This is a genomic window from Francisella philomiragia subsp. philomiragia ATCC 25015, from assembly GCF_000156715.1.
Classification (GTDB): Bacteria; Pseudomonadota; Gammaproteobacteria; order Francisellales; family Francisellaceae; genus Francisella; species Francisella philomiragia.
Map to the genome: position 1 here is coordinate 521,303 of NZ_DS999316.1, position 12,179 is coordinate 533,481.

Consider the following 12,179-nt stretch of genomic DNA (forward strand, 5'->3'; position numbering starts at 1 on the left):
TTATATCATTATAAAGATTAATTTTCATAAGCTATGAACTTTAAAGAATTAGAAAATTACTTAAATAACTACTTTGATATTGCTCAATTTAAAGACTATTGCCCAAATGGTCTACAGATTCAAGGAGATAGAGATATCAAAAAGGTTGTCACTGGTGTCACAGCATGTCAGGCACTTATAGACCAAGCTGTAAAAAAGAATGCTGATGCCATTATTGTACATCATGGTTATTTTTGGAAAGGTGAAAGTTACCCTATCGTTGGTATGAAGTATGAGCGTATCTCAAAACTTATAAAAAATGGTATACATCTATTTGGTTATCATTTACCTCTAGATGGACATTCTAAAATAGGTAATAATATCTTATTAGCAAAAAAACTAAATCTTACAAATATAGAATTTTTTGAAACAGGTTCCAAGCCTGATATTTCAGTGATAGGTAACTGTGATTTAGATTTAGATACTTTTAGCAATTTAATAGAAAATAAACTTGATAAAAAGCCAACCGTAATTTCTACAAAACAGCAAAATAAAAAAGTAGCTATTTGTACTGGTGGGGCACAAGACTATATTGAATATGCATATCAAGCAGGAGCTGACACTTTCATATCAGGAGAAATCTCTGAAAGAACAACTCATGCTGCTCGAGAACTAGGTATAAACTATATCGCAGCAGGACATCACGCTACAGAAAAAGAAGGTGTAAAGGCTATTGCTAATTTGCTTAAACAAGAGTTTACTCTAGATGCTAAATTTATAGATATAGATAATCCGGCATAGCCATACTTATTATTTCTTGGGTAATTCTTGGGAGATACCATTAGGGTATCCTCTATAAGAGATAATAGTTTTATCATTATTAGGGTTAATAATTCTATCTATGTATCCCAAAAATTTGGTGTTATCAGTTCCTAGCCTATACACTAAACTATTCCAGTTTATTTTTTTATCTTTGACAATAATATTTGGATCCGTCCATGATGCCTCAGCCAAACCAGTCATTTTTGGAAATGCCATATACCATAAATGATTTGCATTATTAATATTCTCTGACCACAGAGCTCCTTCTAGACCCTTTATATTTTTAGCTTCTTTTGTTGATAAACTGGTGATCGTAGTTTTTGAATCTAAAGCACTATTTAAAGCAGCATGAGTATCTGCATATTCAGTAGCCCAATAAAAACCAGGCTCCCAAAAATCTGGATTATATGATAAATCAAAATATGTATCATCAGCATATGCTAATACCGTAGAGTAACCAGCTTTTGCAAGTTGCTGTGCTTCATTGTATCCAGAGCTATTAAATGCACTCCAAACCCAAATATATCCAGTTTTCTCAGAAGGTATTGAGTTTTTATCAATACCTCCCGCTAAATTTCCATTAGGATCATTTTGGACAGTTTGTTGCCATCCAGATATTCTTAGATTAGTATTTTGTTGCAACTCTTTAAAAAACTTATGCGATTTTTCTAATGCATTTAAATCTTTTTGATTTTCACATGTCGAGTCATTAGTCCAAGCATCAGCAGAAACTTCATCACCACCTACACTAATTTGTGGCTCAAAATATACTGTATTTTGGTTATCAAAAAGTTTATATACCTCAGTTACAATCTGATCAATCTTAGCTGTAAACTTTTCTCCTTGAGTATTTGACTGGTTATATAAACACACTGGTAAAACATCATCATAATACCCTTGTACACTTATATAGTCACTTTTATCAGATTTATTAATAAATATATCAGGTGCTGAGTCAATCAATGATTTAGCATGACCTGGCAAATCTATTTCAGGAATAACTGTTATTTGTCTAGCATTTGCATAACTAATAATCTCTTGAATATCTTTTTTTGAATAATATCCCTCATAAATCGTTGCAGCTGTTGGGTAATTAGGCGATATAATATCGCTATCTTTTATTTTCTGATTAAAGTAATTTGATTTATCTAAATTTGCTTGTTGATACATTTGTGCCGGAATAGTTGAGCTATCATTATATCCTCTTGTACTGGCTCTTTTAACATCTACGCTATCTAGAGCTAACCTAAAACCTTCATCATCAGAAAAATGAATATGTAAAGTATTTAACTTTTGGCTTGCCATAGCATCAATTAGTGTTTTTATTGTCTGAACACTAAAGTAATGTCTAGCGACATCTAGCAATATACCTCTATACTGAAATCTTGGTTGATCTTTGATTGTTACTTGAGGAAGTATCAACATATTACTAGTATTCTTACTACCAACATTATCTTTTTGATAAAGGTTTCTCAGTGTTTGGATAGCATAAAATAAACCAGCACTTGTCTGATATCTAATATAGATCTTATTATCAATTATTTTTAAAATATAGCCTTCTTTATTTTTAATAGATAAGTCTTTTTCAAGAATAATACTCGCATGATTTTTATCAGTAACTGCTTTTAAGTCATTAGTTGTAATCTTATCTGTTTTAAAATATTGATTTAACAATTTGATATTCTGCTTACTATTAGAATCATCCACATATACTCCATTGTCTAAATTTATATTTTGCTTTGAACCAACATTACTAATACTTAGGGGAGTCGGTATCAGATGATATTGATTAGCAAATTCTGAAGAATCTCTGGAAATTGAGTTATCAACATATGATTGTAATTTTTTTTGGATTTCCAAATTAATCTTAGCTGAATCATAGCCTTGAATGCTTGAGATTTCCTTAGTATTTTTAGATATATAAGCATCTAGATTAGCAGTGGAAGTTACTACATTGCCGTTAGAGTCAATCAAAAAGAAGCTTTGAGGAAGAGATGATATATTACCAGGAACCCACAGATCATTATTTTCGAAACTAAATCTATATATATGCCCTGCCTCTAGTTCAAAATCAGTAGTAGCTCTAAACAAATTACTATAACCATCAGCATAAATAGGCATAGTAGTCAGATTGTCAGTTCTTTTAACATAAATCAAATTTGCTGATTTTTTAGTACTTAAATCAGTTACCTTAAGAGTAAGATTTGGATTCACATCTTTAGATGAATTATAAGTTCTTGGCATATAAAAACCAAAAAGCCAATTCCCTGATTGATTTTGATTAACCGTGACATCAATACTCATATCAAAATTCTGCTTATTTTGACTGATATTTTTTATTTGAATTTTTTGTACATCAAAATTAGTTGCAAATCCACTACTAAGTAAACACTGCGAACCAAGTAATACAGCTATTAAATTCTTTTTCATATATACATATACCTTATATCAAATTGAATAAATTTTAATGATAATACTTAATAAAGATATTATCTAAACTATCTGATTATTGAAAATGAAAGATAAGAAATAATATAGAATTAATAAAAATTATTTAATAAAACCTTGTTCGATTTCCTCTAGAGTACGTCCATTTGTTTTTGGTACAAACTTAAACGCTATAAAACTATAGACCAAAGTACATACCCCACATATACCTAAAATCACACCATAATTTCCATTAAAATGTTGAGTAATAGGCATAACAGATGAAGCTAAAATTGCAGATGCCATACTATTTAAGAATAGTGCTACAGCTAAACCTTTACTTCTAATATTTGTAGGTAATAACTCAGACATAATAACCCATATATATGCTCCTGGACCGATGGCAAAGAAGAATATATATAATATGAAACCAATAAGTAATACCATACCTTTTGCTGAAGTATCAGGCATAGCATACATTAGAACTGCCAGAGTAAGTAAAACTATGGAAACCATTAAAGTTCCAAAAGTAATTACAAATTTTCTCTCTATTTTATCAGCTATAACTACTGCTATAATCGTTGTCACAAAGTTAAGACCCGTAATTGCAACGCCACCAACAACAGCGGCATATACAGAACCTAAGCCAGTTTCTTTTAGCATCGTAGGAGCGTATTGTAAGATACTGTTAATCCCAGTCATTTGAGCTAAAATTGCAACAGAGAATACTATAAGCATCGGCATTAAATAATGTCTTTTTGTAAGACTCGATAATAGACTGCCTTCATTTTTAGTTTTCTCAATCAAAGCTTTAACTTCTTGCATTTGCTGTTTTGCTGCATCTACACCTATAGTTTCTGATAAGATTTTTTCCGCCTCTTGCTCTCTATTTTTCATGATTAGCCATCTAGGAGATTTAATCAGTAGAAACCCTCCTATGAACACGATTAGACCAGGAATTAAAGCTGTAAGAAACATATTTCTCCAGTCACCAGTTTCTAAACCAGTTACAGGATCATTTGATATAAATAATAAACTTACTGCAACAGATATTAATATTCCTGCTGTGAGAAATAACTGAAAACATGTAACGGCTAAACCGCGAATCATACTAGGTACAGATTCTGTCAAATATAACGGAACTGTTATAGATATAAAACCAACTGCCACGCCTTGAACTAATCTTGAGAATAATAGAAAATCATAACTTTCAGAGAAATAAATCATAAAAACTGATATCGTAAATATCAGCCCAGATGCTGTGATCATATTTTTCCTACCAAAGATATCCGCTAATATCCCACCTATAAGAATTGCGAAGGCTCCACCAAATAAAACAGAACCTCCTAAGAATGATTCTTGTGCTGCAGTCATACCCAATTCAGATTTGATAAAAGGTAAAGCACCGCCTATTATACCTATATCATATCCATACAACATTCCACCCATTGCTGAGAAGAATATAATCATAAAGACTTTAAGCTTATTAGCTTCTTTCATTCTTTTCTCCTTAAAAAAATAAAGCCATCAGTAAATTATCATTTCAAAATAAATTAAACAGTTTCTGTAACTTTTTTTAGATTACTTGGACTATCAGGGTTATATCCTAATGACAATGCCAATTCATTTACCATTAGGTAGAATTTTTGCAATATAACTACAGTTTCAAGAATTGGATGAGTTTTTACATCAATATGTAAATGAACCTTTGCATCAGATTGATTATCTGTTGTAGCAAATACAGTTCTAACTCCCAACTCTGTCATTCTCTTAACAATCTCACAAGTACCTTGAGCACTTTCATCATGCTGCAAAATAGTAAATGTTGTAAAAGTTTGATTCATAAGAGCAAATGGACCATGTAATACTTCAGCAGAGCTAAATGCTTCAGCATGTATTCCACAAGTTTCTTTAAACTTCAAAGCCATCTCTTGGACTATTGGAAATCCAAAACCTCTTCCGATGACAAACATATTTTTACTTTTTTTAAGCTCTTCTATAGCTGGAGTCCAATCAGAATTTAGACTTTTCTCTAGTGCTTTTGGAAGATTATTTAAACTATCCAATAAAGCTTGATCTTGATTATATTCAGCTACAATATTTACTAGCGCTACTAAAGAAGTTATTACACTCTTAGTCGCTGCAACTGCATTTTCTGCATCAGCTCTTACAGGTAAGACCAAGTCTGCACTATCTGCTAAAGGAGATTCCTCAACATTCACTATCGCTAAAGTAGTACATCCAGCTTTTTTACAACCTTCAAGTGCTAGACGCAAATCCGGACTACCTCCAGATTGTGATATACCTATAGCTAATGTATTTTCATCACCTATATTTTTGTTATAAATAGTTGTTATAGATGGTGGCAAAGACGAAACACTAAATCCAAGCTGCGTTTCAAATAAATACTTTGCATAATTAGCTACACAATCAGAACTGCCTCTCGCTACAGTAATAACTCTTTTAATATTTTTTTCTTTAAGAGTTTTGACTATAGTTTTAACAATATCTTTATTGAGCTTAAGTTGATTAGCGACTTTCTCGAAGCTACTACTAGCCTCTTGGTGCATAAGAGTTTTTGTCATATTAACTGATGAAATAAAAATTATAGGTAATCCATTATAAGCTTGTTTTTTTTATTTTTACAACAAAAAACATCTATCAAATTTAAACCGTCATTATTAATTTTTGATAACTTATCTCTCCGCCATTTACTATGTATACCAAATTAGTAAACTATGTTAAAATCCTTCTCTACAACTTTCTATAATAGGTTTTAAATATGGTAATTTTACTTATAATCTCAATCGCCTTATTAATATACTTACACATTAAGCAGGTTAGTTTTAATTTTAGAACAATATTCGCTCTAGTTACTGGAATAATTATAGGTATTATCTATAACTGGACTAATAGTTATAGTAATAGTTTCATCCAGATTAGCAATATATTGGGAGACGGCTATATTTCTTTACTTAAGATGCTAATTATCCCTATTGTTCTAACATCTATTATCCACTCAATAGTGAATCTAAAAAACTACGAAGGCTCTTACGTTATAAAATTTGCATATAAAACAATAGCAATACTACTTATATTAACTGGGATAAGTGCTGCTATAGGAGCTACTGTTGCTATCATAATGAATTTAGGTCATGGTATAGATATCGCATCTATTACAGGCAATGTTGCTAAAGATATAAAAACATCAAGCATATCTGAGACTGTCTTAGGATTTTTACCTGAAAATATTTTCCATCAGATGGATAATAATAATGTAATGGCCGTAGTTATATTTGCGATACTTCTTGGCTTCTCAATGCTAATAGCTCATCGTGAAGATAGTAAACTAGCAGCTCCTTTCATCAGTTTTGTAGATTCTGCATTTTTCGTAATAAAGAAATTAGCTAGAATGATTATTGCTATCACACCTTATGGTGTACTTGGATTGATGATACAAATGAGCATAGAGCTAGATAACAATAGCATTTCTACAGTTTTATATTTTATCTTCACTTGTTATATAGCATTAGCAATTGTTCTAATAATGCATATTGTTCTATTAGTTATATTTAGAACTAACATTGTCAGATTCTACAAAAGTATTTGGAAAGCTATGTTAGTTGCTGCTACATCTAGATCTAGTATGGGCACTCTACCATTATCAATCGATGGTTTAAACAAATACGGTACTACCAGTAGTATTGCTACATTTGCACCAACTATGGGTACTACCCTAGGCATGAATGGTTGTGCTGGAGTATTTCCTGCAGTGCTAGCAATAATGGCAATGAATGCTACAGGTGTAGATATCACATTTTCAACTGTGATATTGATTTCGCTAATCTGTATGTTGGCTTCACTAGGTGTATCTGGAATTCCAGGTACAGCATTTGTTGCTGCGGGTGTTGTTTTTTCTTACTTTGGATTACCTTGGCAAATGATTGCTTTAATCATCGGTGTTGACGCTATTATCGATAGTTTTAGAACTCCTCTAAATATTCACGGTACTATGACAACAGCTATTATCGTAGATAAAACTACCAAAGCTTCTTAACACAGTAATATTTGATAAACTATTTAAGTACCGCAAAAAGTAAATCTAACTTTCTCTTGTTCTAGAGGTTCTGCCATATATTTCTTAGTGAGAGCATTTAATTCATATGGTGTTTCAAGTGCTGTCACGAGACTTTGAAGAATGCTAAAATTACCATTTTCTGCAAACTTAAGTGCTTTTTCAACTTGATGATTACGCGGGATTATTACTGGATTAGATCTCATCATACTTTCGAAATTGATATCGTAATTGACATATTTATCTAACCAATCTTTTAAGCCTTTATTTCGCAAGTGATCAAAATTATTATAGCTTAGATTATAGAACGTATTTGTATAATCTAACTTATGCTTAAACATATCAATGAGCAAACCGGAAATAAGTTCATCATCGTATTCGCTATTGACACTAAAACCTATTTTACTAAGAAACATTTGTCTCCATTTTTGCTTATAAATCTCTGAATAACTTTGCAGTTTATCTTGAGCTAATTTAATAGCTTCATCCTCATCCTGTGAGATAAGTTTCAATAAACTTTCTGCTAGTCTTGCAATATTCCAGCCAGCAATTGATGCTTGATTAGCAAATGCATATCTTCCATCTCGATCTATTGAACTAAAAACAGTATCAGGATCATAAGTATCTATAAATGCACAAGGTCCATAATCAATAGTTTCGCCTGAAATAGTCATATTATCAGTATTCATAACCCCATGAATAAAACCTACTCTTTCCCATTGTGTTATTAAAGTTGTCTGTTTATCAATGACATAGTCAAGTAAGCTCAAAGTTTTATTATCACTATATGAAATATTATGTCTAACAATCGTATAGTCTAATAATTCTTGGCTATAATTCTCCCCAAGCATAGCTGCATACTGAAAAGTACCTACTCTAATGTGACTACTTGCGACTCTAAGAGCTATTGCTCCTTGTTGTAATTTATTTCTTTGAATATTCTCACCTGTTGATATCACAGCTAAAATTCGGCTAGTAGGTATGCCTAGATTATGCATAGCTTCACTAACTATATATTCTCTAAGCATTGGCGCTAAAGCTGCTTTACCATCACCACCTCGAGAGAACTTAGTTAAGCCAGATCCTTTTAGATGAAAATCAACCAGCTCGCCATTGGATTTTTCATATTCACCAATTAAAATAGCTCGACCATCTCCTAACATTGTAAAATTACCAAACTGATGACCAGCATAAGCTTGTGAAATTGGCTTTTTACTAGTATAACCTAAGAAAATTTTTAATAATTCTTGCTCTGATTTACCTTCTAAATCTAAACCTAAGTTCTTGGCTAAACAATCATTTACAATCAGTAACTTTGCATCAGGATATCTGTATACTTTTTGCGCTGAATAAAACTTATCAGATAAATCCGTATAACCATATTGGAAATCAATCATAAAATCTATACTTTACTATTTTAGTATAATTTTAGCAGAGTATAGATAATATCATAGCTTTTGAGGTAAAATAGATACCATAAGCGCTAGGATAAGGAGTCAAATAGTTATGGAATATCTCAAACTAGCAATAGTTGATTCTGAAAACTATAATAATTTCGCTCATATTTCTGAAGGTAATTTTGACAGAGTAATTGTCTTTACTAATCCACAAGAATTAGAAGCAAACTTCAATAAAACCCAAATCTATCATAACTTTGAACTTGTACCAATAATTTATGGTGAAGGCAACAAAGATAATATGGATGGTTATATCTGTGCTAAAGTTGGTGAGTATGTCGAAAGATATCGTGATTTCCGTACTTACCTTAGCATCACTATTTTTAGTAATGATCGAATTTTTAGAGGTATTGCATCATACTATACACGCAAGGGATTTAATATAGCTACTGCGGCTCCTAACCAATGCGACACTGGTAATAGTAATACTGATCCTAAAATACGTATCAAAAAATTCCTGTCTTGCCATGAAAGCGTTGTTAATAAAACATTCAAAAAACACTTTAATGAAACAAATCAAGATGCCTTCTATAGACTCATTAGAAGACATTTAGACAAAGATATACCTAGACAAATTACAGATCTTTTCGTTGAAAATAATATTGTATTCTTTTCAAATAAATCACGTAAGATTGGTATTGATGAATCTAAGTATAACCTTTTGTAATGTTTTAATAAGGTACTGGATATACGATTTTTATAATGCTAAAATATTGCAACTTTTTATTTACTAATCATTTTTTTAGAGTTAATTATGGAATATAGAAAATACATTTGTATCGTTTGTGGTTTAATTTATGATGAAGCTGAAGGTTGGCCAGAAGATGGTATTGAATCTGGTACTAGATGGGAAGATGTCCCTGAAGACTGGGAATGTCCTGACTGTGGTGTTGGTAAGGATGAGTTTGAACTATTAGAAGAATAATTTCTTAAATGGTCTCCTTGTTTCAAGAAATATCTTTTGAAAATAAAGATTTCATTGTAATGAGAGATGATCTAAATCACCCGATTTTCTCTGGCAATAAAGCTAGAAAATTAGCTTATCTTCTAAAAAATCCAGATAAATACTCTCGCATCAAGACTATTGTATCTTTTGGCGGTAATCAGTCTAATTTCATGCTGGCACTATCACAGCTAGCTAAGATCAAAGGCTGGGATTTCCATTATTGGATAAAACCACTACCAAAATTTCTTAAAAATGCTAAAAATGGTAATCTAAAGATAGCTCTAGAAAATGGCATGCAGTTATTTGAGACTACAAGCTCTCTCAACTTAGAAAGTATAAAAACAAATTACAATATAGGCAATAGCCTTTACTTCTTTGATCAAGGTGGTAGGAATACTCTCGCTGAAGAAGGCATAGCTGACTGTGCTAATGAAATTAAAAAGTACTGTCTAAAAAATGATATCGATAATTATAGTGTTGTTGTGGCATCTGGTACTGGCACAACTGCACTATATCTTGAAAAGTACTTACCAAACAAAGTCTACACTATTGCCTGTGTTGGTGATAATCAATACTTAAAAAAACAATTTAATGATATTGATAATGGTCTCAAACATCCTAAAATTCTCAATTTAAACTTTAAAACTCATTTTGGGCAATTAGATATCCAAAATTATGCAATATACCAAAAGCTTTTAGAGCAGACAGAAATTGAGTTTGAGCTACTATATGACCCTATAGCTTGGCGTGCATTATTAAAAGAACATCACAAACTTACAAAGCCTATTATCTATATTCACTGTGGTGGAACTAGTGGTAACGAAACTATGATGGCTAGGTATACAAGACTAACAAAATAACTTGTTAAATATACTGTGCTACTAATATTTTGTTTAATTGTTTTCTTAATTCAACAATATTTGTCTTCACAGATCTACATAAATTATATGTAGTATTAAGCTTCTCTGTTGTTGAATTACTAAACCTTATGCTACTAAGATTTGCCCTTGGAGAACTTTCAATAGCTGTTAAGACTGTAGATTCTTGTAAATCTAGAGGCTCCTGTAATATTTTTACAATCTGTCGAGCATAGGCTTTGATTTGCTCAGTTTTTGATGAAAAATCATGCTCATAGTTGATATATTCAAACATTTTATAAGCTATAGACATTCTCTTTTGCTCTTCGAGAAATATATAAGCTAATTGATGTTCTATATTTTTGCTCAATTTCTCATCATTACCAAACTCTAAAGATTTCCATTGGTTCAATAGAATATTCATCCTTTTAAGCCGAGTTTTTACTATACTCACTCTTTGGTAAAATCTATTTTTATTTTGCTGTATTAGCTTTTTGATTTCTTTAGGCTGATTTTTTGTAGATAGCTGTTTTATTGATTGCTCTAATTGATTTAGATTGTTTGTTATATCTGGAGCTGTATCAACAACTTCTATCAAATCTAAATCAGGCGCAACTTCAGATACAGCTAAATAACATTGTTTATAAATACCTAGAATATGATTATATTTTTCAAGAACTCCTGTTCTTAACTTCTCTATAGAATTAAATAAATAATCTTTTTTAGCATCTTCAAACTTAGAAACTGCTTTCAAATAATAAATTTTTCTACCTGATAGTAGCTCTATAAAAAGAGTTATAACATTATTCGCATCTTCTAAATCAAATAGATTATACATCCCTGCACTATTATAAACTTTAGATAAAAAGCCAGCTTTTCTGTCAAGACCCCTTTTTAGATCTGAATACTTGCCCACTAAAGCTTGCAAGAACTTCTCCTTTAAATCTTCAGGAATACTTTGACTAGTACTGATCTGTTTATAAAACTTTATTAACTTACGTTTGTTAGCTGGCGTATCAATAGGAAAACCATTATCACGATGTAAATATATAATCTCAGCAAATTCTGCCATTTCTTTATCAAAATGTAGCTCAAAAGCATAAAAGATTTCTTTACTTGTTGGATGAGATTTAGCAAGAATTTCATATGCAATTTTGTTGTCTCTTACTTGATCGGTTAAATTACTGAGAACAATCTTTTTAGACAAATATAAACTTTGATATGACTCCTCAATTACAGATAGAAATTTATCTTGCATCTGTTCTTTATTACGATGCTTAATAGAATCAAAAACAATTTTGCTAATAAAACCCACTAACCCTACAAAGAAAACATAAAAAGAAAAATACGCAACTGTAACTAGTGGAACTTTTTGACCATGACTAAGGTAATAGCCTAAAGTTATAGCTATAATTGTAACGGGTCCAGCTGCCCAAAGTATAGATAGTATCGCAGCTTTGATATCAGCACGATGAATCGATGATATCAACTCACTAACATAAGTATCATTGTATGAGTTTCTACTCTTAAAAAGTGCTTTTACTTTGTTAACTTGTGACAGCATACTCCAACTACATTTATAAGTTATTAATAAGTTCACTTTAAATTTTAACAAA

The 12,179-nt window shown here is 31.2% G+C and carries 9 protein-coding genes and 1 pseudogene; 5 read left to right on the plus strand and 5 right to left on the minus strand.

What is annotated here, in order from left to right:
• The first annotated feature begins 33 nt into the window (after positions 1-33).
• Positions 34-780 (plus strand): Nif3-like dinuclear metal center hexameric protein, encoded by a 747-nt coding sequence (locus FTPG_RS07965; RefSeq protein WP_004287930.1) that lies wholly within the window; start codon positions 34-36, stop codon positions 778-780.
• A 249-nt stretch (positions 781-1,029) separates the two neighbouring features.
• Here the strand turns inward: FTPG_RS07965 and FTPG_RS09985 are convergent.
• From FTPG_RS09985 to FTPG_RS07980, 3 genes and pseudogenes are all read right to left on the minus strand, one after another.
• Positions 1,030-3,231, minus strand: a pseudogene (locus FTPG_RS09985) (family 20 glycosylhydrolase); the annotation flags it as partial.
• 120 nt (positions 3,232-3,351) lie between these two features.
• On the minus strand, positions 3,352-4,728 hold the full coding sequence (locus FTPG_RS07975; RefSeq protein ID WP_004287932.1) for a sugar porter family MFS transporter: 1,377 nt from the start codon (positions 4,726-4,728) through the stop codon (positions 3,352-3,354).
• A gap of 53 nt (positions 4,729-4,781) precedes the next feature.
• Entirely contained in the window at positions 4,782-5,813 is a 1,032-nt protein-coding gene (locus FTPG_RS07980) for an SIS domain-containing protein (protein ID WP_004287933.1), read from the minus strand.
• Between the two features lie 197 nt (positions 5,814-6,010).
• On the opposite strand from FTPG_RS07980, the gene FTPG_RS07985 reads away from it, so the two are divergent.
• Entirely contained in the window at positions 6,011-7,285 is a 1,275-nt protein-coding gene (locus FTPG_RS07985; protein WP_004287934.1) for a dicarboxylate/amino acid:cation symporter, read from the plus strand.
• 23 nt (positions 7,286-7,308) lie between these two features.
• Here FTPG_RS07985 and FTPG_RS07990 read toward each other — a convergent pair whose 3' ends face one another.
• Entirely contained in the window at positions 7,309-8,700 is a 1,392-nt protein-coding gene (locus FTPG_RS07990) for a protein adenylyltransferase SelO (protein WP_004287935.1), read from the minus strand.
• A gap of 109 nt (positions 8,701-8,809) precedes the next feature.
• Here FTPG_RS07990 and FTPG_RS07995 point away from each other — a divergent pair, with 109 nt between their 5' ends.
• From FTPG_RS07995 to FTPG_RS08005, 3 genes are all read left to right on the plus strand, one after another.
• Positions 8,810-9,427, plus strand: coding sequence for a PIN domain-containing protein (locus FTPG_RS07995; RefSeq protein ID WP_004287936.1), 618 nt, complete (start codon positions 8,810-8,812; stop codon positions 9,425-9,427).
• Between the two features lie 87 nt (positions 9,428-9,514).
• On the plus strand, positions 9,515-9,685 hold the full coding sequence (locus FTPG_RS08000; protein WP_004287937.1) for a rubredoxin: 171 nt from the start codon (positions 9,515-9,517) through the stop codon (positions 9,683-9,685).
• Between the two features lie 8 nt (positions 9,686-9,693).
• Positions 9,694-10,566, plus strand: coding sequence for a hypothetical protein (locus FTPG_RS08005; protein WP_004287938.1), 873 nt, complete (start codon positions 9,694-9,696; stop codon positions 10,564-10,566).
• A 4-nt stretch (positions 10,567-10,570) separates the two neighbouring features.
• Here FTPG_RS08005 and FTPG_RS08010 read toward each other — a convergent pair whose 3' ends face one another.
• Positions 10,571-12,127 carry a hypothetical protein gene (locus FTPG_RS08010; protein WP_004287939.1) on the minus strand — a complete coding sequence of 519 codons (1,557 nt, stop codon included), beginning with the start codon at positions 12,125-12,127 and terminating at the stop codon, positions 10,571-10,573.
• Positions 12,128-12,179 lie beyond the last annotated feature (52 nt).

Excerpts from the sequence above, each read along its gene's own strand:
- FTPG_RS07965 (WP_004287930.1), top strand. The coding sequence starts at position 34 with ATGAACTTTAAAGAATTAGAAAATTACTTAAATAACTACTTTGATATT.
- FTPG_RS07975 (WP_004287932.1), bottom strand. The coding sequence starts at position 4,728 with ATGAAAGAAGCTAATAAGCTTAAAGTCTTTATGATTATATTCTTCTCA.
- FTPG_RS07980 (WP_004287933.1), bottom strand. The coding sequence starts at position 5,813 with ATGACAAAAACTCTTATGCACCAAGAGGCTAGTAGTAGCTTCGAGAAA.
- FTPG_RS07985 (WP_004287934.1), top strand. The coding sequence starts at position 6,011 with ATGGTAATTTTACTTATAATCTCAATCGCCTTATTAATATACTTACAC.
- FTPG_RS07990 (WP_004287935.1), bottom strand. The coding sequence starts at position 8,700 with ATGATTGATTTCCAATATGGTTATACGGATTTATCTGATAAGTTTTAT.
- FTPG_RS07995 (WP_004287936.1), top strand. The coding sequence starts at position 8,810 with ATGGAATATCTCAAACTAGCAATAGTTGATTCTGAAAACTATAATAAT.
- FTPG_RS08000 (WP_004287937.1), top strand. The coding sequence starts at position 9,515 with ATGGAATATAGAAAATACATTTGTATCGTTTGTGGTTTAATTTATGAT.
- FTPG_RS08005 (WP_004287938.1), top strand. The coding sequence starts at position 9,694 with ATGGTCTCCTTGTTTCAAGAAATATCTTTTGAAAATAAAGATTTCATT.
- FTPG_RS08010 (WP_004287939.1), bottom strand. The coding sequence starts at position 12,127 with ATGCTGTCACAAGTTAACAAAGTAAAAGCACTTTTTAAGAGTAGAAAC.